The organism is Streptomyces sp. MI02-7b (assembly GCF_033793585.1).
Lineage (GTDB): Bacteria > Actinomycetota > Actinomycetes > Streptomycetales > Streptomycetaceae > Actinacidiphila.
Map to the genome: position 1 here is coordinate 1 of NZ_JARAWX010000004.1, position 24,092 is coordinate 24,092.

General features: G+C 73.1%; 24 protein-coding genes. 3 read left to right on the top strand and 21 right to left on the bottom strand.

The features are described 5' to 3' along the window. From PV364_RS06990 to ggt, 5 genes are all read right to left on the bottom strand, one after another. Positions 1-315 (bottom strand): amidohydrolase family protein (locus PV364_RS06990; protein ID WP_319658833.1); only part of this gene is annotated, 315 nt, incomplete at its 3' end. Between the two features lie 341 nt (positions 316-656). Continuing rightward, positions 657-1,964 (bottom strand): aspartate aminotransferase family protein, encoded by a 1,308-nt coding sequence (locus PV364_RS06995; protein WP_319658834.1) that lies wholly within the window; start codon positions 1,962-1,964, stop codon positions 657-659. A gap of 14 nt (positions 1,965-1,978) precedes the next feature. Continuing rightward, positions 1,979-2,824 (bottom strand): nitrilase-related carbon-nitrogen hydrolase, encoded by an 846-nt coding sequence (locus PV364_RS07000; protein WP_319658835.1) that lies wholly within the window; start codon positions 2,822-2,824, stop codon positions 1,979-1,981. A gap of 129 nt (positions 2,825-2,953) precedes the next feature. Next, positions 2,954-4,336 carry a hypothetical protein gene (locus PV364_RS07005; RefSeq protein ID WP_319658836.1) on the bottom strand — a complete coding sequence of 461 codons (1,383 nt, stop codon included), beginning with the start codon at positions 4,334-4,336 and terminating at the stop codon, positions 2,954-2,956. 203 nt (positions 4,337-4,539) lie between these two features. Further along, positions 4,540-6,348, bottom strand: coding sequence for a gamma-glutamyltransferase (gene ggt, locus PV364_RS07010; RefSeq protein ID WP_319658837.1), 1,809 nt, complete (start codon positions 6,346-6,348; stop codon positions 4,540-4,542). Positions 6,349-6,436: 88 nt separating this feature from the next. Between ggt and PV364_RS07015 the strand changes: the two genes are divergently transcribed. Beyond that, on the top strand, positions 6,437-7,210 hold the full coding sequence (locus tag PV364_RS07015) for a hypothetical protein (RefSeq protein WP_319658838.1): 774 nt from the start codon (positions 6,437-6,439) through the stop codon (positions 7,208-7,210). Between the two features lie 38 nt (positions 7,211-7,248). Here PV364_RS07015 and PV364_RS07020 read toward each other — a convergent pair whose 3' ends face one another. From PV364_RS07020 to PV364_RS07030, 3 genes are all read right to left on the bottom strand, one after another. Next, positions 7,249-8,163 carry an SGNH/GDSL hydrolase family protein gene (locus PV364_RS07020; protein WP_319658839.1) on the bottom strand — a complete coding sequence of 305 codons (915 nt, stop codon included), beginning with the start codon at positions 8,161-8,163 and terminating at the stop codon, positions 7,249-7,251. Positions 8,164-8,409: 246 nt separating this feature from the next. Continuing rightward, positions 8,410-8,694: a TfoX/Sxy family DNA transformation protein gene (locus PV364_RS07025; RefSeq protein ID WP_319658840.1), complete on the bottom strand. Its 285-nt coding sequence runs from the start codon at positions 8,692-8,694 to the stop codon at positions 8,410-8,412. A gap of 29 nt (positions 8,695-8,723) precedes the next feature. Then, entirely contained in the window at positions 8,724-9,245 is a 522-nt protein-coding gene (locus PV364_RS07030; protein WP_319658841.1) for an ATP-binding protein, read from the bottom strand. Positions 9,246-9,383: 138 nt separating this feature from the next. Here PV364_RS07030 and PV364_RS07035 point away from each other — a divergent pair, with 138 nt between their 5' ends. Further along, positions 9,384-10,241 carry a helix-turn-helix domain-containing protein gene (locus PV364_RS07035; RefSeq protein ID WP_319658842.1) on the top strand — a complete coding sequence of 286 codons (858 nt, stop codon included), beginning with the start codon at positions 9,384-9,386 and terminating at the stop codon, positions 10,239-10,241. 16 nt (positions 10,242-10,257) lie between these two features. Here the strand turns inward: PV364_RS07035 and PV364_RS07040 are convergent, their stop codons facing one another. Continuing rightward, the gene (locus PV364_RS07040; protein ID WP_319658843.1) at positions 10,258-10,698 is read right to left on the bottom strand and encodes a DUF6278 family protein; all 441 of its coding nucleotides are present in this window, start codon (positions 10,696-10,698) and stop codon (positions 10,258-10,260) included. Between the two features lie 283 nt (positions 10,699-10,981). Between PV364_RS07040 and PV364_RS07045 the strand changes: the two genes are divergently transcribed. Further along, complete coding sequence (locus PV364_RS07045) at positions 10,982-11,830, top strand: hypothetical protein (protein ID WP_319658844.1); 849 nt, start codon at positions 10,982-10,984, stop codon at positions 11,828-11,830. On the opposite strand, the gene PV364_RS07050 is transcribed toward PV364_RS07045, so the two are convergent. The 12 genes from PV364_RS07050 to PV364_RS07105 form a co-directional block, all read right to left on the bottom strand. Then, entirely contained in the window at positions 11,755-12,534 is a 780-nt protein-coding gene (locus PV364_RS07050) for an exodeoxyribonuclease III (RefSeq protein WP_319658845.1), read from the bottom strand. The two genes, PV364_RS07045 and PV364_RS07050, sit on opposite strands and share 76 nt — an antisense overlap. Positions 12,535-12,592: 58 nt before the next feature. Continuing rightward, positions 12,593-13,240 (bottom strand): MBL fold metallo-hydrolase, encoded by a 648-nt coding sequence (locus PV364_RS07055; RefSeq protein WP_319658846.1) that lies wholly within the window; start codon positions 13,238-13,240, stop codon positions 12,593-12,595. Positions 13,241-13,343: 103 nt separating this feature from the next. Further along, positions 13,344-14,636 (bottom strand): 3-oxoadipate enol-lactonase, encoded by a 1,293-nt coding sequence (gene pcaD, locus PV364_RS07060; protein ID WP_319658847.1) that lies wholly within the window; start codon positions 14,634-14,636, stop codon positions 13,344-13,346. Positions 14,637-14,706: 70 nt separating this feature from the next. Beyond that, on the bottom strand, positions 14,707-15,222 hold the full coding sequence (locus PV364_RS07065) for a hypothetical protein (protein WP_319658848.1): 516 nt from the start codon (positions 15,220-15,222) through the stop codon (positions 14,707-14,709). An 11-nt stretch (positions 15,223-15,233) separates the two neighbouring features. Then, positions 15,234-16,370, bottom strand: a complete 1,137-nt coding sequence (locus PV364_RS07070) for an ROK family glucokinase (RefSeq protein WP_319658849.1) — start codon at positions 16,368-16,370, stop codon at positions 15,234-15,236. Positions 16,371-16,568: 198 nt separating this feature from the next. Next, positions 16,569-17,348, bottom strand: a complete 780-nt coding sequence (locus tag PV364_RS07075; RefSeq protein ID WP_319658850.1) for an ATP-binding cassette domain-containing protein — start codon at positions 17,346-17,348, stop codon at positions 16,569-16,571. Continuing rightward, positions 17,345-18,367, bottom strand: a complete 1,023-nt coding sequence (locus PV364_RS07080) for an ABC transporter permease (RefSeq protein WP_319658851.1) — start codon at positions 18,365-18,367, stop codon at positions 17,345-17,347. Before PV364_RS07080 ends, PV364_RS07075 begins: the two co-directional genes overlap by 4 nt. Continuing rightward, positions 18,364-19,374, bottom strand: coding sequence for a sugar ABC transporter substrate-binding protein (locus tag PV364_RS07085; RefSeq protein WP_319658852.1), 1,011 nt, complete (start codon positions 19,372-19,374; stop codon positions 18,364-18,366). The genes PV364_RS07080 and PV364_RS07085 overlap by 4 nt, the downstream gene beginning before the upstream one ends. An 83-nt stretch (positions 19,375-19,457) precedes the next feature. Then, positions 19,458-20,213 carry a GntR family transcriptional regulator gene (locus PV364_RS07090; protein WP_319658853.1) on the bottom strand — a complete coding sequence of 252 codons (756 nt, stop codon included), beginning with the start codon at positions 20,211-20,213 and terminating at the stop codon, positions 19,458-19,460. 175 nt (positions 20,214-20,388) lie between these two features. Then, the gene (iolD, locus tag PV364_RS07095; protein ID WP_319658854.1) at positions 20,389-22,260 is read right to left on the bottom strand and encodes a 3D-(3,5/4)-trihydroxycyclohexane-1,2-dione acylhydrolase (decyclizing); all 1,872 of its coding nucleotides are present in this window, start codon (positions 22,258-22,260) and stop codon (positions 20,389-20,391) included. Then, the gene (gene iolB, locus PV364_RS07100) at positions 22,257-23,162 is read right to left on the bottom strand and encodes a 5-deoxy-glucuronate isomerase (protein ID WP_319658855.1); all 906 of its coding nucleotides are present in this window, start codon (positions 23,160-23,162) and stop codon (positions 22,257-22,259) included. The genes iolD and iolB overlap by 4 nt, the downstream gene beginning before the upstream one ends. 38 nt (positions 23,163-23,200) lie before the next feature. Continuing rightward, on the bottom strand, positions 23,201-24,079 hold the full coding sequence (locus PV364_RS07105) for a deoxyribose-phosphate aldolase (RefSeq protein ID WP_319658856.1): 879 nt from the start codon (positions 24,077-24,079) through the stop codon (positions 23,201-23,203). Between the last annotated feature and the right edge of the window lie 13 nt (positions 24,080-24,092).

Consider the following 24,092-nt stretch of genomic DNA (forward strand, 5'->3'; position numbering starts at 1 on the left):
GACGGACTGCACGGCGAAGTCCACGACGGTCGTGGTCCCGCCCCAGGCGGCGGCCCGCGTCCCGGTCTCGAAGGTGTCCGAGGCGAACGTCCCGCCGAAGGGCAGTTCCATGTGCGTGTGCGCGTCGACACCGCCGGGGATGACGTACTTCCCGGTCGCGTCGACGACGCGGTCGGCCGACTCCGTCCAGCCCCGCGCGGCATCGGACTCGTGGGCGGCGAGTGCGGCGACCCGGCCCCCCTCGACGAGCACGTCGGCGTGGATCTCGTCGGCGGCGGTGACGACCAGTCCGCCGCGGATGACGGTGCGGCTCATGCTCCCACTCCTTCCATGGCTGAGGGCGGGGTCGCCGGTGACCCGATGCCATGTCGGAACGGCTCTACGCACGTAGACCCCGGCCGTGGGAAGAACGTACGACCCGTCACCCACGGTGGCAATACCGCTGCGCCGATCGTCGGGCCCGAGCCTTCTTCCGGTGACCGCCCCCAAGGCGAACGCTCACAATATGCCATGAAACGGATGCGGGAGGCAGGACATGAGCGGACGCCGCGCCCGGGCCCCGGGTGGTGAGTCGACGTCACATCCGGTGCCGTCCGCGGCCGATGGGAAGAGGTCCGGGCGGCGGCACGCCGCCCGGACCGGGAACGGACGGGGCGTCAGGCCGCCCCGCCGGCCGTCTCGCTCTGGGCCTGCTTGAGCGCGGCTTCCAGGATGGACGCGCCCTCCTCGGCCTCGGCGACGGTCAGCGACAGCGGCGGGGCGATCCGCAGCGCGTCGCCGGCGCGGCCTCCCTTGCCGATGAGCAGACCGCCCTCGCGGGCCGCCTCCATGACGACCCCGGCGGCGGCCGCGTCGGCGAGTTCGACGCCGAGCATCAGCCCGCGGCCGCGGACCTCGCGGACCACCGGCAGCCCGGCGGAGATGGCCTCCAAGCGGGACTTCAGCAGCCCGCCGACCCGCCGGGCGTTGCCCTGCAGATCGTGGTCGAGGAGGTACTGGAGGTTGGCCAGCGCCCCGGCGGTGGTGATGGGGCTGCCGCCGAAGGTGGAGATGGAGTTGGCGGTCAGGCAGTCCATCACCTCGGCCCGGGCGACGACGCCGCCCATGGACAGGCCGTTGCCGACGCCCTTGGCGAAGGTGAGGATGTCCGGCGGGCCGGAGCCCTCGTGCGCCTGCCAGCCCCAGAAGTGGTCGCCGGTGCGGCCCCAGCCGGTCTGCACCTCGTCGGTGATCCAGAGGATGCCGTGCCGGTCGAGCACCTGCTTGAAGGCGGCCAGCAGTCCGTCCGGGCCCGAGGTGAAGCCGCCGACCCCCTGCACGGGTTCGGCGATGAGGGCGGCGACCCGGCCGTTGGCCTGGCCGAGCACGTCCTCCAGGTCCGCGACGCACGCGGCGATGAACTCCGCGTCCGACAGGTGCGCGTACGGGCCGCGGGTGCGGACGCCGCCGTGCACGTAGAGCGTCTGCAGCGGCGAGAGGCTGGTCGGCGACCACGCGGTGTTGCCGGTGATGCCGATCGCCGAGAAGGAGCGGCCGTGGTAGCTGTTGCGCAGGGCCAGGATCTGGTTGGACCCGCGCAGGGTCGTGGCCAGCAGCAGCGCGGTGTCGTTCGCCTCCGTGCCGGAGGTGGTGAAGAAGACCCGCGCGTCCGGGATGCCGGACAGGGCGGCGATGCGCTCGGCGAGCTCGACGGCCTGGGAGCTCAGGTAGAGCGTCGAGGAGTGCAGGATCCGCCCGGCCTGGTCGCGGACGGCGGCGGTGACCTCCGGCAGGGCGTGGGCGGTCATGGTGGTGAGGATGCCGCCGAAGAAGTCCAGGTACTGCCGGCCCTCGGCGTCCCAGACGTGCCGGCCCTCGCCGTGGGTGATCTCGATCGGGTCGGCGTAGTAGGTCGCCAGCCACTGGGGCATGACGGCCTTGTGGCGGGCGTGGAGTGCGGCGTGCTGCTGTGAGCGTTCGGTCATGGTCATATCAACGATCACGCCTCCGTGAGGGTGCCGTAGGCGTCCGGGCGGCGGTCCCGGTAGAAGGCCCACTGCTGGCGCACCTCGGGGATCAGGTCGAAGTCCAGGTCGCGGACGATCAGCTCCTCCTCCTTGCCGGAGGCGGGCTCGCCGACGAACTGGCCGCGCGGGTCGACGAAGTACGAAGTGCCGTAGAAGTCGTTGTCGCCGTACTCCGGCTCCTGGCCGACACGGTTGATGGCCGCGATGAAGTACTCGTTGGCGACGGCGGCCGCCGGCTGCTCCAGTTTCCAGAGGTAGGCCGACAGGCCGCGATGAGTGGCCGAGGGGTTGTAGACGAGCTGGGCTCCGGCGAGGCCGAGGGCGCGCCAGCCCTCGGGGAAGTGCCGGTCGTAGCAGATGTAGACGCCGACCTTGCCGACCGCGGTGTCGAAGACCGGCCAGCCCAGGTTGCCGGGCTTGAAGTAGAACTTCTCCCAGAAGCCCTTGACCTGCGGGATGTGGTGCTTGCGGTACTTGCCGAGGTAGGAGCCGTCGGCGTCGATCACCGCCGCGGTGTTGTAGTAGAACCCGTCCTGCTCGATCTCGTAGACGGGGACGACCATCACCATGCCGGTCTCGCGGGCGAGGGCCTGCATCCGCCGCACGGTCGGGCCGTCCGGCACCGGCTCGGCCCAGCGGTAGTTCCCGGCCTCCTGCACCTGGCAGAAGTACGGGGCGTTGAACACCTCCTGGAAGCCGATCACCTTGGCGCCCTGGGCGGCGGCCTCGCGGGCGTGCGCCTCGTGCTTGGCGATCATCGACTCGGTGTCGCCGGTCCACGTCGCCTGAACGAGCGCCGCTCGTACGACATTGGGCATGACAGCTCCTTTGACGCGGTGTCACACCGGACCGGCGGGCTCGTCTACGCACGTAGATCCGGCGGTGGGAAGAACGTAGAGCCCACTGCCCACTGTGGCAATACCGGCGCCTTTACTCAACGAAGCCCGTCAGATTTCACGGCCGGACAGACCCGCTCGGCGCAGTGCTGCGACCACGTCGCGCCGCCGCGAGGCCGACACCAGGCCCGCGGCCTCCAGCAGCGGGCCGGTCAGGTCGGGGCGTTCGGCGGCGATCGCCGCCGCCGTCTCCGGGGTCCTGGCGCGCACCAGGGCGACCAGCAGTGTCACCGCCCGGTCCCGCAGCCGCGCCTCGCACAGGACCGCGGCGGTGCCCGCGACCTCGGCGGCCGGGCGCGCGGCGGCCTGGTGCAGCAGCGTGCGGCAGTCCTCGGCCCGGCCCGCGGTGTCCAGTGCCCCCGCGACGGTCGCCAGGTGGTGCGGGGGCAGGGCGGCGAGCTCCCACAGCAGGGTGGCGACGTCGGCGGCGAGCCCTGCCTGCTCCAGCGCCGCCGCGAGCTCCGGGATCCGCTCCGCCGGTCCCGCGGCCGCCTGGCTCATCAGCACGTACGCCTCGCCGCTGCGGCCCGTGCGGCGCAGCTCCGCCATACGGGCGGCGGTCGCCCACGCCGCGGCCCGGTGCTCCCGTGCCTCGCGCGCCTCGGTGGCGCCGGACTCCTCCCGCCCGTCCGCCGGCGCCCGCTCCCCCGCGGCCCCCGCGAAACGGGCGCCGCGCGGTCCTGCGTGTGCCGCGTCCTCGGGCGGGGCCGCGACGGGCCGGGATTCCCCGGCGGCGGCCTCCGGCGCGCCGGCGAAGCGTGCCCCGCCGTAGCGGGCGCCACCGCGCCTGCCCTCCTTGCGGCCGCGGACGGGGGCCTGCGGGGCCGGCTCGGGCGCGGGACGCTCCTCGCCCGTACCGGGAGCGGGGGAGGGCGGGGGCGCCGGCGCGCGGAACCAGTCCTCGGGGGCGGCGGGGCGCGCCAGGACGGCGTCGAGTCGGGCCTGGAGCTCGGCGCAGCGGACGGCGGCGCGCTCGCGGTCGTCTCGGGCCCAGGCGAGTTCGCCCGCCGTCCGCTCGGCCCGGTCGTGGTCGTGTCCGGCGCGGTGCAGCGCGTCGTCGAGGTCGCGTTCGCGCAGCGTCGCGTACTGGCGCTCGCGGAGCATCAGGTCCAGCCGGGTCCGCAGGGTCTGCTCGCTGCCGGGTGCCGCGTCGTACGCGGCGACCGCGGCCGCGTGGAGGCGCCGGGCGGGTGCGAGGACGCCTTCGCCGACGTGTCCGCCGCGCACCGCCGCGACGTCGTGGATGAGGGCGCGCACGACGTCCCAGGGGGGCACGTCGGCCCCCTCGAAGTAGGCCCGGGCCGCCTCCGGGTCGCGCCGGGCGAAGACCGCGTACCAGCCGGGGGACGCCCCCAGCGCGGCCGCCAGCCCGCGGAACCAGTGCGTGAACTCTCCCGCCGCGTCGCCTGCCCGGGTGCTCGCCCCGCGTTCCACGTTCGCTCCTCCCTGCCCGCCGCCGGGCGGCGTAAGCGTGTGGTCCGCCTGGCATTCGACACCAGTCCTGTTACGGGAGCGCTACAGGGAGTTTTCACCCGGGGTGCGGCAGGAGCGCGGGCGCCCGCGCACGCCCCCCGCGTCGTGTCGCCGCCCGCCGTCATCTTCCCTACGGCGGGCGGCATGTGCTGTTGCGTCAGGTGTCAGTGACGGCTGCTCCGGACCACCATCGCGGATCCGCCGCCGCGGCGTACGGGCTCCGCGGCGGCCAGCCACCGGCCGTCCGGCAGCCGCTGAATGCCGGTCGCCGCGCCGATCTCGGCGCCCTCCACCAGGTTCTGTCCGAGCGCCTTCAGCTGCGCCGCCGCGGGACCGGCCAGGAATGCCGCCTCTGCCTGGGTCGTGGCCGTGTTGCGCTGGCTGGCGCGCGGGGCCGCGATGGCGTCGACGAGCGGCAGGCCCCGGTCGACGTGCTCGGTCAGCACCTGCAGGACGGTGGTGATGATCGTGGCGCCGCCCGGTGAGCCCAGCGCGAAGTCGACCTTGCCGTTCTTGAGCACGATCGTCGGCGAGATGGAGGAGCGCGGCCGCTTGCCGGGGCCGGGCAGGTTGGGGTCGTGGACCGCGGGGTTCGCCGGTACGAAGGAGAAGTCGGTCAGTTCGTTGTTGAGCAGGAAACCGCGGCCGGGCACGGTGATGGCGCTGCCGCCCGTCTGCTCGATGGTGAGGGTGTACGCGACGACGCCGCCCCACTTGTCGGCGACGGTCAGGTGCGTGGTGTTCTCGCCCTCGTAGGTGGTGGGGGCGGCTGTGCCGCCCGCGCCGCAGGTCGCGGGGTGCGCCGGGTCGCCGGGTGCGAGCGGGCTGGTCAGCACCGCGTCGTCCTTGATCAGGCAGGCGCGCGAGTCGGCGAACCGCTGGGACAGCAGCCCGGCGGTGGGGACCTTCTCGAAGGCCGGGTCACCGACCCAGCGCCCCCGGTCGGCGAACGAGATCCGGCTCGCCTCCAGGAAGCGGTGCAGGTACTGGGCGTCGGACAGCCGGGACAGGCTGCCGGTGCGCTCCAGGATGTTGAGCGCCTCGCCGACCGTGGTGCCGCCGGACGAGGAGGGTGCGATGCCGTACACGTCCAGCCCGCGGTAGGCGACACGGGTCGGCTTCTGCACCTCGGCCCGGTAGGCCGCGAGGTCGCGTGCCGTGAGGTCCCCCGGCCGCACGACGCGTGTGGCGGCCGGGTCGACGGGGGGCTTGCGCACCGTCTTGACGATGTCGGCGCCGATCTCGCCGTCGTAGACGGCCGAGATGCCCTTGTGGCCCAACTCCTCGTAGGTGCGGGCGAGATCGGGGTTCTTGAGGGTGGAGCCGACGGCCGGCAGCCGCCCGCCGGGCAGGAAGAGGGCGGCGGTGGCGGGGAAGTCCTTGAAGCGGGCGAGATTGCCCTCGGTCTGGCTGCGGAAGGTGGCGTCCACGGTGAAGCCGTCGCGCGCGATCCGCTCCGCGGGCTTCAGCACCTCGCCCAGGCTCCGGGTGCCCCAGGCGTCGAGCGCCGTGTCCCAGGTCGCGGACGTGCCGGGGACGCCGACGCTGAGACCGCTGGTGACGGCGGCGTCGAAGGGCAGCGGCTGGCCGTTCTCGACGAAGAGCCGGTCGGTGGCGCTGCGGGGCGCGGTCTCCCGGCCGTCGATGGTGTGGACCTTGCGGTCCCCGGGGCTGTAGTACACGAAGTAGCCGCCCCCGCCGATACCGGAGGAGTACGGCTCGGTGACGCCCAGCGCGGCCGCGGTGGCGACCGCGGCGTCCACGGCGTTCCCGCCGCGCCGCAGCACCTCGATGCCGGCGGCCGAGGCGTCGGGGTCGACGCTGGAGACGGCGCCGCCGTAGCCGACGGCGAGAGGTGCCTTGTCCGGTGGGCCGTGATGGGTTGGGCCGCCGGGCGGGGCCGCCGCGACCGACAGGGCCGCGGTGGCGGTGACGGTGAGCAGCGACAGGATCCGTGCGGCGTGACGACGCATACGTGGACCTCCACTAGGGCGACCGTTCAGGCAGCGTAACCCGACCCCGGGTTCCTCGTCAGGAACACCTCAACTACCATCGCGGCCCATGAGCGACGACGTGCGCAACATCGTGCTGGGTCTGGCCGCAAGCGGCCTGAGCGCCGCACTGGGGTGGTTCGTGCGCACCTATGTGTGGCGCCGCCGGCTCCGCCGCAAGCAGCGCTTCTTCGGGCTGCCCGCCGGTTCCGAGTGCCTGCTGGTGGTCAACCGTGATCCGGGCGCACGGGAGTGGAGCGTGGCGCGGCACGACGTCTTCGCGCTCATCGAGCTCTCCGCGCTGATCAAGGAGTGCCGGGCCAACGCCGAGATCCTGCCGCACGACACCGCCTGGCAGGGCTTCGGCGCGCGGACCGAGTTCTGCATCGGCGGTCCGGTCTCCAACCACCGCATGGCGGCCCACCTGCGGTCGATGCTGCCGGGCGTCGAGGTCGGCAGGGAGAAGTCCGGCCCGGACCAGGGCGCGCTGACCGTGGGCGGCGAGACCTACCGCATGGACAAGGGCACCACCGAGTACGTCCTGCTGGCCCGGCTCGCCGCCGACGAGAACACCGGCAACAGCCGCCCGGTCTTCCTGGCCTCGGGACAGCGCGCGGTCACCAACCAGGCGGCGGTGCGCTACCTGGCACGCCACTACGGCCGGCTCACCCGCAAGTACGGCGTCAACGGGACGTTCTGCCTGCTGCTGAAGGTCGTCAACTCGCAGGCGTACGGGCCGGACGTCGTGGAGATCGTCTCGGACGTGACCCGGGCCGCGGTCACCCCGGTCGTCCGCCCGGAGGCCACGGCCGCGGCCGCGGCGGCGACCGCGACCACGGAATGATCATGTGACCACCGGGCCGGCCGCGGGTGCGGCCGGTCTCACCCGCGGACGTGCAGCCGGTCCAGGACCGCGGCGGCCATCGCCTTCTCGCCGAGCGCGTTGGGATGGGCGGGGGCGGCCGGGGCGGCGGGGGTCAGCGGCTCGATCCAGCGCACACCGGGGGCGGTGCACATGTCGTGCCCGACCGTCGGCGTGTAGGTGTCCACATAGGTGGCCCGGGCGGCCTTCGCGCGCCGGGCGAGCATCGCGTTGAGGCGCTTCTCGGTGTCCCGGAGGTACGCGAAGTCCCCGTCGGCGAAGGGCACGGCCGGCCGGCAGCCGACGCCGCTGTCGGGGAGCAGGTCCGGGTAGCCGACGACCACCACGCGGGCGTGCGGGGCGCGCCGGTGGACGGCGTCGAGCACGGCGTCGATCTTCGGTGCGGTCGCGTCGATCGCCGCGCGCAGCTGGTCGCTGCCGCCGGAGGAGTAGTACCGCTGGCAGGGGTTGCCGGTGGGGTCGCCGAGCGCCGCCCCGGCGCAGGTGCGGATGATGCTCCCGAAGCCGACGTCATTGCCGCCGATCTGGACGGTGACCAGGGACGTCCGACGGGACAGGGCGTCCAGCTGCGGCGGGTTGGTGCCCTGGGCCTGCCACATCTCGGCGGTGGTGGCGCCGCCGCAGCTCACGTCGGTGAGGACCGCGCCGCGCAGTCGCCCGGCCACCAGCGAGGGATAATTGCGGTCGGAGCGGGCACAGTTGACGTCCACCTGCGTGGGGATCAGCGGCCCGGAGGTGTACGAGTCACCGAGCGCCACATAGGCGTCGCGGTGGCCGTGCCCGTGCCCCGGCCCGTGGCCGTGTCCGTGACCGGCGCCGCCGTGCGCGGCGGCCGGCACCGCGCTCCCGGCCGTGAGCAGAAGTGCGGCGGCGGCAGCCGCGACACCCAGGATCGACGCACGTCCGACAGCCATCGGGCCCTCCCCCTGTCAACGCTGACGGTCCAGATTCGGCGCGGGACGAGGCGAAAGTCAATGACTGTGCAGGAAGTGCACACCACGGTGACCGCCGTCCGCGGCCCACGGCGCCCGAGGCGCGTCGTGCCACGTCGCGGTCGCGCCGGAGCGCGGCACGGCGCCCGGTGCCCGGTGCCACGGCAGTGGCCGTAACGCCGACGCGACGGGACCCGGGCGCGACAGGGGGACGCGGGAGCGCCGGAGCTACTGGCTCCCCGCGGTGGCGTCGGCGTGTCCCTCCCCCAGGACCTGCCCGGCCAGCGCGTCCCGCTCGGGCTTGGGGATGGCGGTCCAGCGGGTGCCGCGGATCGCGCCCTCCAAGGCGAACAGGGTGTGGCTGCGCGCGTCCTCGGGAAGGTCTCCGCGGATCATCGCGAAGGCACGTCCCGCTCCGAGGCGCCGCAGCTCGTCGGCGTCCGTCACGCCGACCCGGCGGAGGCGCTCCGCCAGTACAGCTCCGATGTTGGGCATCTGCTGCAGGGAGTCCATGCCCACATCATGCACCTCCCGACGCCCCGTCAGACGGCGATCTCGGCCCAGACACGCTTGCCGGCCGGGAGAAGCTCGGTGCCCCAGCGGAAGCTGAGGGAGGAGACCGCCTGCAGACCGCTGCCGTTCTCCGGGCAGGTGGGGGGCGGCCCGACGAGCCTCAGGCAGGGCAGCGCACGCGAGCCGTCGCGCACCGACAGGTGCACCAGGGACAGCCGCCGCCACAGCGTGATACCCAGGTGGCGGCCACCGGCGTGCCGCACGGCGTTGCCGACCAGTTCGGCGAGAACGGCTTCGGCGGTGCCCAGCAGGTGCCCGAGGCCCCAGGTGTCGAGAGTCGCCGAGAGGATGCGCCGGGCGTGCACGGCCGCCAGGTCGTCGCACGGGAGGAAGACCTCGTCGAGGAACGTGCAGGCACGCGGCGCGCCGGGAGGCTCGGCCCGTCGCTCCCGGGTGTCCACGCGGTCCGGGGGCGTCGCGGCCGCCTCGTCCGGGCCGCAGGCGGGGGCGAGGCTCAGGGCGGGCGGTCTCGCGGCCGGGTTCTCCCGCATGTGTCCACCTCACAGGTCTCGTAGGTGGCGCCGAGCATTCCCGTGAAGCCGCTGTGCACGCGATACCCCCGCGCTATTCTCACCACGACATACCCGCTGGTAACGCCGGTGCTGCCGTGGCGTGGACGGGAGGCGTGGATGTCGGAACCGGGTTCCGGCGAAGGGGTCGGGATACCGTCCTGGGCGTGGGAGCGGGACGAGATACGGGAGGCGCTGCGCTCCCGTGACGCCGGGGCGATCCTCCGCTTCGCCCAGCAGTTCGGAGGCGCCAGCCAGTCCCGCATCGCCGCCGCGACGGGGCTGCTGCAGGGTCGGGTCAACGAGATCGTGCGCGGGCGCCGCTCGGTGGTGCGCCTCGACGTCTTCGAGCGGATCGCGCAGGGTCTGCGCATGCCGGACCCCGCGCGGATGCTCCTGGGGCTCGCCCCGCAGCGTTTCAGCGGTTACGGCACCGGCGATCTGACGGACCATCCGCGTGTCGCGGCCGTGGCCCTGACCAAGTCGGAGGCGGCGGCCGAGATCCGCGACGCGGCCGCGGGGGCGGAGTCGGTGGACGTGGTGGGGGTCAGGGCCCTGGGACTGGTCGCGCTCGGCGACTCGCTGCTGCGCGGCCCGCTGACGGGCGAGGGCCGAGCGGATGTGCCGCATCTGCGACTGCTTCTGCTCCATCCCGAGAGCCCCGCGGCGGCGCGCATCGCCGAGGAGGTCGGCGAGACGCCGCGGTTCTTCGTGTCGAGCCTGCGGTTCGCCGAGGACATGCTTGCCGCGCTCGCCGAAGAGGGAACGATTCGCCTGGAGGTGTACCGCTACCGGACCACGCCGGTGTGGCGGCTGGTCCGGCTCGACGGCCTCACCTACGTCTCGGTCATCGGACGGCCCGGCGACGCGCGCGGCTCGATGGTCTACCGGCTCTCCGCCACCCCGCCGGGCTCGGTCCTCTACGGCTTCGACCGCTTCTTCGAGGCCATGCTCGGCGAGGCGGAACGCGTCATCTGACCTTGGGGTCGGCGGCCTACGGCTCCGAGGCCTCCGCGTACACCTGCGACAGTTCGGGGGTGCCGCTCTCGGCCCAGTCGTGGCCGGCCTCGACGACGTCCAGCTCGCGTCCCGAGGCGAGCATGACCACGGGGCGGCCGTTGGGCCAGATCTGCCAGGCGGCGCCAGGCACCGTGCGCACGATGACCGTGCCGAGGTAGAGCCCGGCGTCATTGCCGAGCCAGGAGAGCTCGTCGGGGTCGTCGCGCCAGCGCGGCTGCAACTGGTCGACCCTCCCCAGCGACGCCGGAGTGTCGTCGAGCGCGACCCCCTCGGACTCGGCACGGGCGCGCAACAGCTCGCATTCGGCGAGCAGTTCACCGACGCCCTCGGGGTCGTCCACGACCGGCCCCGTCAGGGCCGTGCCCACGACCTCACCGTACTTTTTGCGCCACTTGTCGAGGAACGAGATCTCCATGCAGGTCAGCGTATGCCGTCCGCACGAAAAGCCGGATGGTGACGTCGTACGCCTTCCTCAAAGTCTCGTGCACAGTCTGTGTCGAGTGCTCCCCTCGCGCGCACCGGCCCCAGGAGTGTTCGGCCGGATGCCCCGTATCGGACTCGGTCGGGTGATTCCCGCGGCGCCGCCCCCGGGCGGTGGCCCGTGCGCGGCCGGGCAGGAGCGGCAACGGCAAGCTGTATACGTTCCGTTGCCGCACAATACATAGCGTGAAGCCGCCCGGTGCGAGAAGGAGCACGGGATGTCTGATGAACGGGAGGCCGCCCTGCGGACGGCCGACCGCGCCTGGCGCCTGCTCGAGGAACTGGCGGAACGCGCGCCGGGAGCGGTGCGCCTGACCCCCGGCGCCGACGAGGGCGAGATCGACGGCTGGGGCGTGCCGCTGCCGCCCGAGGTGCGCCGCCTGGTGGGGCGGGTCCGCGCGGTCAGGATCGGCGGGCTGGAGGAGTACCGGCTCGCGCCGGAACGGGGGCTGGCCACGGGCGGCTGGGCGGTGGGGCCGCCCGGCTCGGCGCATCTGCTGCACGAGGCGGGCGAGGACACGCTCTTCGTCGACGTGGACGCGGGCACCGGCGCCTGGGGGCGGGTGTTCGCCACGACCGGGGTGTTCCAGGAGACCTGGGCCTATGTGGCGCCGTCCCTGGTCGCCTGGGTGACCACGCTCGCGTGCGCGGGGCTGGCGGCGCTGGAGCGCACGGGGACTCAGATCCTGGAAGGCCATGGCCCCTCGGCCGACAACGCCACCGTGCTGGAACGGCTGGCCGAGACCTCGCACGTGGTCTCCTACCGGCCCGACCTGCGCGGCGTCCCGGTCGCCGCGGCCCGCCGCGGCGCCGACCCGGAACTGGCCGCCGCCCTGGCCGGACTGCCGGACGAGGCGCTGGTGGTGGACCTGCGCGAGGTGGCCGCCCCGGCCACCCTCCACCTGCCCTGCCCGCCCGGGCCGCGCGGTGGCTGGGTGGAGTTCCAGCGCCGGCACGGCGGCCGCTTCGCGGTCGGGATGCCCCGCAGCGCTCAGACGTCGAGGTCGACGACCACCGGGGCGTGGTCGGAGGCGCCCTTGCCCTTGCGCTCCTCGCGGTCGACGTAGGCGTCGCTCACGGCCTTGGTGAAGGGCTGGTTCGCGTAGACCAGGTCGATGCGCATGCCGCGGTTCTTGGGGAAGGCCAGCTGGCGGTAGTCCCAATAGGTGTAGGGGCGGTCGTACTTGAGGGGACGGGGCACCACGTCGCTCAGTCCCGCCTCGCGCAGGCTCGCCAGCGCCTCCCGCTCGGCCGGCGTGACGTGCGTCATCCCCTCGAAGACGGTGGGGTCCCACACGTCCTCGTCGGTGGGGGCCACGTTGTAGTCGCCGAGGACGGCGAAGGGGCGCTCGGCCGCCGCGTCCTCGGCGACGGCGGTACGCAGCGCCTCGAACCAGCGGAGCTTGTAGGCGTAGTGGTCGTGGCCGACCTCGCGGCCGTTGGGCACGTACACCGACCACACGCGGACCGCGCCGCAGGTGGCCGACACCGCGCGGGGCTCCTCGACGTCCTCGTACAGCGGTCCGCCGGGCAGGCCGACGACGACGTCCTCCAGGCCGACACGGGAGAGCAGCGCCACCCCGTTCCACCGGCCGGTGGCGTTGACGGCGGTCTCGTAACCGAGGGCGCGCAGCTCGTCGAAGGGGAACTGCGCCTCGGCGCACTTGGTCTCCTGGACGCACAGCACGTCCGGGGTGCTGTCCTCCAGCCAGGCGAGCAGCCGCGGCAGGCGGGCGGTGATGGAGTTGACGTTCCAGGTGGCGATGCGCATGGCACCGAATCTACCGCCCGCCTCCGACAACCGGCCCCGCCCGCCTCCGCGCGGGGCGTCAGCCCAGCTCGACGCTGTCGCCGGGGGCCAGCCTGCCGTGCTCGGCACCGGCCACACCGGGGCCGTCGGGACCGAGCAGCCGGCCGTAGAGGGTCGCGGCCACATCGGTCAGCAAACCGTCGTGCACGTCGATGGCCCGGGCCGGCTTGAGCTCGCGCAGGTAGTCGATCACCTCGGAGACCTTGCTCCAGGGTGCCTGCACCGGCAGCAGCACCGTCTCGACGGAACGGCCCGGGACGGTGAGGGCGTCACCGGGGTGGAAGACGGACCCGTCGACCAGGAAGCCGACGTTGGTGATCCGCGGGATGTCGGGGTGGATCACCGCGTGGAGCTGTCCGTGCACCTCGATGTCGAAGCCCGCCGCGCTGAAGGTGTCCCCCTCGCCGACGGTGTGCACCCGGCCGGGGAACGCGGCGGAGACCTGGTCCGCGACGCTCTTCAGCGTCCAGACCTCGGCTGCGGGGTTGGACTCCAGAGCGGCGCGCAGTTGCTCCTCGGTGAAGTGGTCGGCGTGCTCGTGGGTGACGAGGACCGCCTCCGCCCCGGCCGCGGCCTGCGGCTCGGTGAAGGCCCCGGGGTCGATGACGAGCGCGCGCCCGTCCTTCTCCAGCCGGACGCAGGCGTGGCCCCTCTTCGTCAGTTTCATGACTCTCCTCCGCGGCGGTGATCCTTTGCATGGCCATCATGGCCGAGGCCGGGCGCACCGTCCTGGTGCGGGAAGTACCGGGATACGGGCGCCGCGCGCGGTCTCACTCCCCCGGGTGAGTCTCCTCCCGGATCACCTGGCGCGCCACCGTGAAGGCGGCGCCGGCGGCCGGAACCCCGCAGTGCACGGCGGTCTGGAGCAGCACTTCCTCGATCTCGGCGGGGCTCAGCCCGTTGCGCAGCGCCGCCCTGATGTGCGCGGCCAGGTCGTCGTGGTGACCGCCGGCCACCAGCGCGGTCAGGCTCACCACGCTGCGGGTGCGGCGGTCGAGCCCGGGCCGGTTCCAGACCTCGCCCCAGGCATAGCGGGTGACGAAGTCCTCGAAGTCCACGCCGAAACCGTCGGCCTGCTGCGCGGCCCGGTCGACGTGGGCGTCGCCCAGCACCTCGCGGCGGATGCGGTCGCCCTCGTCGTAGGCGCCGGGCCGGACGCCCGCGGCGGCCGCCGATCCGGCGAAGGGTGCCACCGGGGAGGGCGCCCCGGACAGCGGCGTGGTCATGGGCGCGACGGGCGCGGTGGGGGCCGGCGCCATGGTGTACGTGCCGGTCGGCTCGGACCACGGAGCCTCGAAGTGGCGGACCAGCAGTTCGGTCACCGCCGCGGGCTGCTCGACCGGCACCAGGTGCGAGGCGCCGGGGACGACCGCAAGCCGCGCGTCGGTGATCCCGGCCACCAGCGCCCTGGCGTCCGCCGGGGGCGTGACCGGGTCCTCGGAGCCGTTCAGCACGAGCGCCGGGACGGCGATCCGGTCCAGGTCGGCGCGGACGTCGTGGGAGGCGAGGGCCTCGCAGGCGGCGACGTAGCACTCGGGGTCGGTACTGCGCACCATCTGCACGGCCCAGTCGACGATGGCCGTCTGCGCGGTGCGGAAGCCGGGGGCGAACCAGCGCTCCGGGGCACTCTGGGCGATCTGGTCCAGCCCGTTGGCCCGGACGATCACGCCGCGCTGACGCCAGGCGTCGGGGGTGCCGTAGCGGGCGGCCGAGGAGATCAGCGCGAGGGCGGCCACACGGTGCGGGGCGCGCAGCGCCAGCTGGGTCCCGATGGCACCGCCGAAGGAGCAACCCGCGTAGCCGAAGCGCTCGATCCCGGCCTGGTCGAGAGTGCGCAGGAGCCGGTCGGCCAGTTCGGCGGTCGAGGCCGAGGGATCCGCGGGCGCGCCGCCGTGCCCCGGCAGGTCGTACCGCAGGACGCGCCATTGGCGCGTCAGCTCGGGCACCTGCCGGTCCCACATGTGCCAGGTGGTGCCGAGTGAGGGGCCGAGTACGAGGACCGGGGCGTCCTCGGGGCCGTCGAAGCGGTACTGGAGGGTCTTCGGGGTCTGCTCGTCGCTCACACTTGTCACGCTATCGAGCGAACGGCCGGGCGGTGCCACCGCCCCCCGCCCGGCCGATCCGGCACGGGCGTCAGGCGAAGTCCATGGTCGAGACGACGTAGACCACGGGCGCGTCCGGGCTCGTCAGGTCGACCGTGATGTCGTGGTCGGGCTTGTCGCCGTGCTGCTGGAGCCGCACCCCGGCCCAGTGCTGGCCGGAGCCGAAGGCCCAGCGCACGGTGCGCGCCTGCTTGGGGCTCACCGTCACCTCGCCGTCCTTGAGCGCGGCCCGGCTGCTCCCCACCTGGGCCAGGAACGTGTCGAGGCCGCCCTGGCTGGTGGTGAACTGCACATAGAGCGAGCTGGCCGCCCAGTTGTTGGTCTCCAGGTAGGCCACGGGGCGCGACCTGGCGGGAATCGGCACCTGGTAGATGCGGCGCTGCACCTTGGTGGGCCACAGGTAGGTGAGCGTGGTGGCCGCCGCCTGCTTCTGCTTCTGCTCGCCGCCGTCGCGGCTCTGCTCCGCGGAGATGATCACGTAGAAGATGGGCACGAGGACCAGCAGCGGGACGACCGTCCACTGCACCCAGCGGGGCGGCTTCCTCATGGGGGGACTGCTCACTTGCCGACAACCTTCGCGTAGCGCTCGTACCGCTCGACCCGGCGGCGGTTCGCACGCCGGAAGCGACGGGCGACCAGCCGTGCCAGGTCCGCGGCACCGACCATCCCGGCCTCGGGGCCGAGCTGGGCCTTGACGATACGCGCTTCGGGCCGGTAGCCGCGCCCGGTCAGGTGCCGCCGGAACGCGTCCCGGGCGGGGGCGATCAGCAGATCGTCGGCCGCGCTGACGCCGCCGCCGATGACGAAGCAGGAAGGGTCCAGGGCAGCGGCGAGATTGGCGATGCCGACGCCCAGCCACTGGCCGATCTCCTGGAAGAGCTCGACGCACATCGCGTCACCCTCACGGGCGAGCTCCGTGATGAGCGGACCGGTGATCTCCCGCACCTGGCCGCCGACCCGGTCGATGATCCCGTAGGCGACCGGCGAGTCCGCGGCCGCCAGCTCGCGGGCCTCGCGCACCAGGGCGTTGCCCGAGCTGTACTGCTCCCAGCAGCCGCGGTTGCCGCAGGCGCAGCGGTGGCCGCCCGGCACCACCTGCATGTGGCCGAATTCGCCCGCCACCCCGTAGCGGCCGCGCTTGACGTGGCCGTCCTCCAGGATGGCGCCGCCGATGCCGGTGCCGAGCGTGATCATGACGAGGTCGTTCTCGCCCCGGCCCGCGCCGAAGCGCCATTCCGCCCAGGCGGCGGTGTTGGCGTCGTTGTCCACCATGACCGGGACGCGGAGGCGCTCGGTGAGGCGGTCCTTGAGCGGCTCGTCCCGCCAGGCCAGGTGCGGCGCGAAGAGCACCCGGGAGCGGTCGGCGTCCACCCAGCCCGCCGCGCCGATGCCGACGGCGTGCACATCGTGGCGCTCGGACAGGTCCAGGACGAGCTCGGTGATGGTGTCCTCGACGACCTTCGGGCTCTTGCTCTTGTCCGGGGTCTCCGTGCGCAGCTTCTCCAGGATGTTGCCGTCCGCGTCGACGACGCCGGCCATCACCTTTGTGCCGCCGATGTCGATGCCGACGGTCGGCACCCGCGGGGCGGTGAGGTGCGAACGCCGCTCACGGCGGCCCACGGTGCTCAGGAGGGTGGAACTGCTGGAGGAACGCGCGGAACCTCCGCGGTAGGTGCGCTCACGGTACGTGCTCATCTGTTCACCGCCGCGGTTCCGGTCCGGGGCTGCTGCTCGGTCGCTCGCAAGGCTCGTCTCTCCGGCGGTCGGGGCTGGGTCCTCAGTGATTCTAAGTGCGGGCCCTCGACGCCCCCGGGGGGCCGCCCCTCGCGCCGCGCGACAAGGTGCTTCTGCCCCGCCGGTGCCCTGCCACTGCACCGGCGGGCGGGACGTCCGTCAGCCGGTGGCGCGGCGCAGCTCGTGGGTGAGGGCTTCGAGGTCGCTGCCCCCGGCCATCTCGCGGGTCAGGTCGTCCAGGGAGATGCCGTCCCTGGTGTACGCGCCGGACACCGCGCCGCGGCGCAGGAGGACGAAGCGGTCGCCGACGAGGTGGGCGTGGTGCGGGTTGTGCGTGATGAGCACCACGCCGAGGCCCGCGTCCCGCGCCGCGGCGACGTACTTGAGCACGACACCGGACTGCTTGACGCCGAGCGCCGCCGTGGGCTCGTCCAGGATCAGCACCTTCGCGCCGAAGTGGACGGCGCGCGCGATGGCGACGGACTGCCGCTGGCCGCCGGAGAGCGTGCCGATGGGCCGGTCCACGTCGGTCAGGTCGATGCCCATGCGCAGCAGTTCCGCGCGGGTGGTGGCGCGCATCATGGCGACGTCGAGCCGCTTGAAGGGGCCGCGCCCGACGCGCGGCTCCGAGCCGAGGAAGAAGTTGCGCCAGACCGGCATGAGCGGGACGACGGCGAGGTCCTGGTGGACCGTGGCGATGCCGCGGTCCAGCGCCTCGCGGGGCGAGGTGTGGCGGACCGCCTCGCCCTCGATCTCGTAGGTGCCGGTGTCGTGCGGGTGGAGCCCCGCGATGATCTTGATGAGGGTGGACTTGCCCGCGCCGTTGTCGCCGAGGACGCAGGTGATCTCCCCGGCGTGGACCTCCAGGGACACGTCCTCCAGCGCGCGGACGCTGCCGTACGACTTGCCGACACCGGTCAGCTTCACCAGGGCCGTCACTTGGCCGCCTCCGCCCGCTTGCGCACCCACGCGTTCAGCAGCGTCGCCAGCAGCAGCATGGCGCCGAGGAAGAACTTGAACCAGTCCGGGTTCCACTGCGCGTACACGATGCCCTTGCTGGTCATGCCGAAGATGAACGCGCCGACCGCCGACCCGATGGCCGAGCCGTGGCCGCCGGTCATCAGGCAACCGCCGATGACCGCGGCGATGATGTACAGGAACTCGTTGCCGACGCCTTCCCCCGACTGCACCACGTCGAAGGAGAACAGCAGGTGCTGCCCGGAGATCCACGCGCAAAGGGCGACGGCCGTGTACAGCCCGATCTTGGTGCGGGCGACGGGGACGCCGACCGCGCGGGCGGCGTCGGGGTTGCCGCCCGAGGCGAAGATCCAGTTGCCCGCGCGGGTGCGCAGCAGCACCCAGGTCGCGAGGGCCACCAGCGCGACCCACCAGGCGATGGTGACCTGGAGGTCCACGTCGCCGATGGTCAGGTGCGAGGCGAACAGGGCCCGGGCGGAAGAGAAGCCCTCCATGTCGGCGATGGACTTGGTGCTGACCGTGCCGTCGATGAGCTTGGTCAGGCCCAGGTTGGCGCCCGTGAGCATCAGGAAGGTGCCGAGCGTGACGATGAAGCTCGGCAGCTTCGTGCGCACGAGCAGGACGCCGTTGAGGAAGCCGATGGCGAGGGTGACGAGCAGCGAGACGGCGACGCCGACCCAGACGTTGGCCGTCATCTGGTAGCTGAACATCGACGACACCAGGGCGGAGCTGGTGACCAGGACACCCGCCGACAGGTCGAACTCGCCGCCGATCATCAGCAGCGCGACCGGGACCGCCATGATCCCGATGGTGGACGCGGCGTACAGGATGGTGCCGACGCTCTCGGGCCGCACAAAGGAGTCGGCGGACACCGCGAAGAACACGAAGACCGCGGCGGCGCCGACGACCGCGCCCAGTTCGGGGCGGCCCAGCAGGCGGTGGGTCAGCCGGCGCGGCGGCAGGAGGGTTTCCGCGCTCACCTGGTGCCCCGCTTCGCGTAGTCCTCCAGGGCCGCCGCGTCGTCCTTGGTGACGATCTGCGGGCCGGTGAGGACCGGCTTGCCGCCGCCGAGGACGTCGGCGTTGTAGCGGTGGAGCCACAGCAGGTCGATCGCCTCGTAGCCCTGCAGATAGGGCTGCTGGTCGACGGCGAAACCGATGGTGCCCGCCTTCAGTGCGGCGGCGACCTGGGCGTTGAGGTCGAAGGTGTCGACCTCCGCCCGGCTGCCCGCCTGCTCCTTGGCCTTGGCGGCGGTGGCGGCGAAGGGCGCGCCCAGGGTGACGAGGGCGTCCACCGAGGGGTCGGACTGGAGCTTGGCCTGGAGGGCGGACTGGACGTCGGGCATGTTGGTGCCGTTGACGTACAGGTTCTCCGTGGTGCCCTTGAAGGTGGTCTTCACACCCGCGCAGCGCTGCTCGTGGCCGACGTTGCCCTGCTCGTGCAGGACGCACAGGACGTGCTTCTTGCCGCGGCCGTTGAGCTCGTCGCCGACGGCCTCGCCGGCGATCGTCTCGTCCTGACCGATGTGGGCGAGGGCGCCGTACTCCTTGGACTCGGCAGAGCCGGAGTTGATGGTGACGACCGGGATCCCGGCCTTCTCCGCCTTCAGGACGACGTCCTTCATGGCCTCCGGCTTGGCGAGCGTGACGACCAGGCCGTCGACGCGCTGGTCGATGGCCGTCTGGACGAGCTGCGCCTGGTCCTTGCCCTGGTCGCTGTTGGAGTACAGGAAGGTGATGTTGTCCTTGGCGGCGGCCTGCTTGGCGCCCTTCTGGACGATGTCCCAGAAGGTGTCGCCGGCTCCCGCGTGGGTGACCATGGCGATCTTCCACCGCGGGGTGTCGACGGCCGAGCCATTGGCCCGCGCCTCCTTGGCACGCTGCTCCGCGCGCAGGCCGCCGGTGCTGCTGCAGCCCGCTATCGTCGCGCCGATGGCCACGGTCAGTAGCGCGCCGAGCACGCGCCTGCCGATGTTCGCCCTCTCCACCTGGGTGCCTTCCCTGCCGATCCTGGAAAGGACCCAGTATCCGTCACTCGGAGCAATGCTCTGCCCCAAGGGTGACGGACGACTCAGGCGCGCACGAGGAGCTGGAACTCGAATGCGTAGCGGGAGGCGCGGTAGATGTGCGTGCCGTACTCGACGGCCCGCCCGGTGTCGTCGTACGTCGTGCGGCTCATGGTCAGCAGCGCGGCGCCCGGGTCCTCCCCCAGCAGTTCGCCCTCCTCCACGGTCGCGGAACGGGCGCCGACGGACTGACGGGCACTGTGCAGGGTGATGCCGGCGGCCCGCATCATGCGGTACAGACCGGTCGCCTCCAGCCTGGCGGTGTCCAGGTCGATGAGCCCTGGCGGCAGGTAGTTGCACATGTGGGCCATCGGCTCGCCATGGGTGAGCCGCAGCCGGTGCAGGACGCGGACCTCGCTTCCCTCGGCGATGCCGAGGGCGGCGGCGACCTCGGCGGAGGCGGCCACGGCGTCGTTGCGCAGCACCCGGGTCGCGGGGCTCTGACCGGCGGCCTGGAGGTCGTCGAAGAGGCTGCTCAGCTCCAGGGGGCGCTTGACCTGGCTGTGCACGACCTGGGTACCCACACCGCGGCGGCGCACCAGCAGTCCCTTGTCGACCAGGGACTGGATGGCCTGGCGGACGGTCGGCCGCGACAGGCCGAGGCGTCCGGCGAGTTCGATCTCGTTGCCGAGCAGGCTGCCCGGGGCGAGCCGGCCGTGCTCGATGGCGCCCTCCAGCTGCTGAGCGAGCTGGTAGTACAGCGGCACCGGGCTCGAGCGGTCCACTTCGAACTCGAGCGGCGCGGACTCTGCTTTGGACACAGAGGGAGCGTATCCGCCGGTCTCGACCTCAGGAAACTCTGACATCACATTGTCCGAACATTTGAGTCCCGCGCCTTCTGGAAGGGCCCGTGGCCAGGGCGGCCACCGACCGGTGGTGTGCGGTGGGTGTGCCGGTGACCGGCGCGCGCCGGCCGTCGGCGCGCGCCGGCCGACGTCACAGGTGGCGGCGGCGGTCGGCGAGCCGGCTCTCGTAGTTCTTGCGGGCCGCCACGGCGGACTCGCGCGTCGCGGTCTCGGCGACCGGGACGTCCCACCACGCCTGCGCGCCGGGTGCGGTCGGCGCCGGGTCGGTCTCGACGTACACGCATGTCGGCCGGTCCGAGGCGCGTGCGGCGGCCAGGGCCTCACGCAGCTCGCGCACCGTTCCGGCCCGCAGGACGTCCAGGCCGAGGCTCGCGGCGTTGGCGGCGAGGTCCACCGGGAGCGGGTCGCCGGTGAAGGTGCCGTCGGCGGCGCGGTACCGGTAGGCGGTACCGAAGCGCTCTCCGCCGACCTCGGAGGACAGCCCTCCGATGGAGGCGTAGCCGTGGTTCTGGATGAGGACCAGGTTGATGTTGACGCCCTCCTGGACGGCGGTGACGATCTCGGTCGGCATCATCAGGTACGTGCCGTCGCCGACGAGCGCCCAGACCGGCCGGTCGGGAGCGGCCATGCGGACGCCGATGCCGGCCGGGATCTCGTAGCCCATGCAGGAGTAGCCGTACTCCAGGTGGTACTGGCGCGGGGAGCGGGCGCGCCAGAGCTTGTGGAGGTCGCCGGGCAGGGAGCCCGCGGCGTTGATGACGACGTCCTCGTCGCCGACGACGGAGTCCAGGGCACCGAGCAACTGGGTCTGGGTGGGCCGGACGGAGTCGTCGGGCGCGGCATAGGCGGCGTCGACGACGCGCTCCCAGCGCTCCTTGCCCGCGCGGTACTCGTCCTCGTACTCGGCGTCCACCCGGTGGCCCGCCAGCGCCTCGGTGAGGGCCTCCAGGGACGCGCGGGCGTCGCCGACGAGGGTGCGGGCGCCCAGCTTGTGGGCGTCGAAGCCGGTGATGTTGAGGTTGAGGAAGCGCACCCCGGGGGTCGCGAAGAGCGTCGAGGAGGCGGTGGTGAAGTCGGTGTAGCGGGTGCCGACCCCGATGACCAGGTCCGCGGTGCGGGCGAGGTCGTCGGCGACGGCCGTGCCGGTGTGGCCGATCCCGCCGAGGTCGGCGGGGTGGTCGTGGCGCAGCGAGCCCTTGCCGGCCTGGGTGGACGCGACGGGGATGCCAGTGGCGTCGGCCAGCGCCTTGAGGGCCGCCTCGGCCTCGCTGTGGTGGACACCTCCGCCCGCGACGATCAGCGGCCGCCGGGCCCCGCGCACCGCCTGGACGGCGGCCGCCAGTTCGGCGTCCTCAGGGGCCGGCCGGCGGACGTGCCAGACCCGCTCGGCGAAGAACTCCTCGGGCCAGTCGTACGCCTCGGCCTGGACGTCCTGCGGCAGGGCGAGCGTGACGGCGCCGGTCTCGGCGGGGTCGGCGAGCACCCGCGCGGCCTGCAGCGCGGCCGGGATCAGCGCCTCGGGCCGGGTGACCCGGTCGAAGTACCGGGAGACCGGGCGCAGCGCGTCGTTGACGGACACGTCGCCGGACCACGGGTGTTCCAGCTGCTGGAGCACCGGGTCCGGGACGCGGTTGGCGAAGGTGTCCCCCGGCAGCAGCAGCACGGGCAGCCGGTTGATCGTGGCCAGCGCGGCGCCGGTGACGAGGTTGGTGGCGCCGGGGCCGATGGAGGTGGTGACGGCCTGCGCCGACAGCCGGTTGAGCTGCCGGGCCCAGCCGACGGCGGCGTGCACCATGGACTGCTCGTTGCGGCCCTGGTGATACGGCATCACGTCCTGGTGCTCCAGGAGCGCCTGGCCGATGCCGGCCACATTGCCGTGGCCGAAGATGCCCCAGGTGCCGGCGATCAGCCGGTGGCGGGCCCCGTCGCGCTCGGTGTACTGCGCGGACAGGAAGCGCACCAGGGCCTGGGCGACCGTGAGGCGGCGGACGGACTGGGTCATCGGGACCTCTCGGAGGCTCGGTCTTCGGCGGGGGCCGCGTACAGGGGCAGTCTCGGATCGACGGGCTGCTCGGGCCAGGTGGCGCGGATCCAGGCGTGGTCGGGATGGTCGCAGATCAGCCAGGCGCGCTCGTCACCCGGGCCCGCCATGACGTTGAGGTAGTACATGTCGTGGCCCGGTACGGCCATGGAGGGGCCGTGCCAGCCGTCGGGGATGAGGACGACGTCGCCGTCGCGGACCTCGGCCAGCACATCGGTGTTGCGGCCGTTGCCCGAGGGCGAGACCCGCTGGTAGCCGATGCCCTCCCTGCCGTGCGCCGGCGCGATCTCGAAGTAGTAGATCTCTTCCAGCCGGGACTCGCCCTCCCGGTCCTCGTCGTGCTTGTGCGGCGGGAAGGAGGACCAGTTGCCGCCCGGCGTCAGCACCTCGACCGCGATCAGCCGGTCGCACTCGAACACGCCGGCGGCACCGAAGTTGTTGACCTGGCGGCTGCAGTTGCCGCTGCCGCGCAGTTCGACGGGGACGGCGGAGGCGGGGCCGTACCGGGCGGGCAGCCGGCGTCCGCAGCGCGCGCCGGTCAGCGCGAAACGGCCGCCGCGCTCGCTCACGAGGAGCACGCGTGCGTCACGGGGTACGTACGCGAAGTCGCTGACGCCGGCGAAGACGCTCTCGCGGCCCGCGAGCCGGAAGCTCTCGCCGTCCGCGTCGACGGTGCAGGATCCGGACAGCGGGAGCACGATCCACTCGCTGTCGCCGGTGGCGAACTCGTGCCGTCCGCCGGGCGGCAGTTCCAGGACGCGCAGCGACGAGTGGGTCCAGCCGGCGCGTTCCGGGTGGACGGCGACGGTGTACGGGCCGGCGGCGGCCTCGCCCGCGGCCAGATGGTTCTCGGTGCCGGTCATCTCGTGCGGCTCGCCTCTCTCGCGGTTCGTCCCGGTCCTCACAGCAGGCCCACGGCGGTGTCGACGGCCGTCTCCACGCTGCCCTCCGCCGGGTAGAGCAGCGACCGGCCCACCACCAGTCCCTGGACGGTGGGCAGTTGCAGCGCCTTGCGCCACTTGTCGTACAGCACGTCCTGGTCCTTGCCCACCTCGCCGCCGAGCAGGACGGCGGGAAGGGTGGAGGTCTCCATGACGGCCGCCATGTCGTCCACGTTCTCCGTGACCGGGACCTTGAGCCAGGTGTAGGCCGAGGTGCCGCCGAGTCCGGAGGCGATGGCTATGGACGTGGTGACGGCCGGTGCGCTCAGGTCGTTGCGCACCCGGTTGCCGGCGCGGCGGGACATGAACGGCTCGACGAAGACGGGGAGCCGGCGCTCGGCCATGTCGTCGATGGCGCGGGCGGTGGAGACCATGGTGGTCAGCGAGCCGCTGTCCTCGTAGCTGATGCGCAGCAGGAGTTTGCCGGCGTCGAAACCGAGCCGGGCGATGTCCTGGGCGCGGTGGCCGGTGAAGCGGTCGTCGAGCTCGAAGGAGGCGCCCGCCAGGCCGCCGCGGTTCATCGAACCCATGACGACCTTGCCCTCCAGCGCGCCGAGCAGCAGCAGGTCCTCCAGGACGTCGGCGGTGCCGAGGACGCCGTCCACCCCGGGGCGGGAGAGCGCGGTGCACAGGCGCTCCAGCAGGTCCGCGCGGTTGGCCATGGCGAACTCGCGGTCACCGACGGCCAGGGCGCCCCGGGCCGGGTGGTCGGCGGCGACGATCATCAGCCGGCCGCTGTCCCCTATCAGGGGACGGCGGACACGGCGGGCGGCCGCCTCGGCGATCGCCTCGGGGTGCCGGGTCCGCACCTTCACCAGGTCGGAGATGCTGATGCTCAAGGGGAGCTCGCTT

Bases quoted from the DNA above. Each gene is read 5' to 3' on its own strand.
- PV364_RS07040 (WP_319658843.1), bottom strand. From the start codon at position 10,698: ATGGAGATCTCGTTCCTCGACAAGTGGCGCAAAAAGTACGGTGAGGTC.
- iolD (WP_319658854.1), bottom strand. From the start codon at position 22,260: ATGACCCAGTCCGTCCGCCGCCTCACGGTCGCCCAGGCCCTGGTGCGC.
- PV364_RS07045 (WP_319658844.1), top strand. From the start codon at position 10,982: ATGTCTGATGAACGGGAGGCCGCCCTGCGGACGGCCGACCGCGCCTGG.
- PV364_RS07025 (WP_319658840.1), bottom strand. From the start codon at position 8,694: ATGGACTCCCTGCAGCAGATGCCCAACATCGGAGCTGTACTGGCGGAG.
- PV364_RS07070 (WP_319658849.1), bottom strand. From the start codon at position 16,370: ATGAGCACGTACCGTGAGCGCACCTACCGCGGAGGTTCCGCGCGTTCC.
- ggt (WP_319658837.1), bottom strand. From the start codon at position 6,348: ATGCGTCGTCACGCCGCACGGATCCTGTCGCTGCTCACCGTCACCGCC.
- iolB (WP_319658855.1), bottom strand. From the start codon at position 23,162: ATGACCGGCACCGAGAACCATCTGGCCGCGGGCGAGGCCGCCGCCGGC.
- PV364_RS07035 (WP_319658842.1), top strand. From the start codon at position 9,384: ATGTCGGAACCGGGTTCCGGCGAAGGGGTCGGGATACCGTCCTGGGCG.
- PV364_RS07000 (WP_319658835.1), bottom strand. From the start codon at position 2,824: ATGCCCAATGTCGTACGAGCGGCGCTCGTTCAGGCGACGTGGACCGGC.
- PV364_RS07015 (WP_319658838.1), top strand. From the start codon at position 6,437: ATGAGCGACGACGTGCGCAACATCGTGCTGGGTCTGGCCGCAAGCGGC.
- PV364_RS07065 (WP_319658848.1), bottom strand. From the start codon at position 15,222: ATGAGGAAGCCGCCCCGCTGGGTGCAGTGGACGGTCGTCCCGCTGCTG.
- PV364_RS07050 (WP_319658845.1), bottom strand. From the start codon at position 12,534: ATGCGCATCGCCACCTGGAACGTCAACTCCATCACCGCCCGCCTGCCG.
- PV364_RS07020 (WP_319658839.1), bottom strand. From the start codon at position 8,163: ATGGCTGTCGGACGTGCGTCGATCCTGGGTGTCGCGGCTGCCGCCGCC.
- PV364_RS07055 (WP_319658846.1), bottom strand. From the start codon at position 13,240: ATGAAACTGACGAAGAGGGGCCACGCCTGCGTCCGGCTGGAGAAGGAC.
- PV364_RS06995 (WP_319658834.1), bottom strand. From the start codon at position 1,964: ATGACCGAACGCTCACAGCAGCACGCCGCACTCCACGCCCGCCACAAG.
- PV364_RS07030 (WP_319658841.1), bottom strand. From the start codon at position 9,245: ATGCGGGAGAACCCGGCCGCGAGACCGCCCGCCCTGAGCCTCGCCCCC.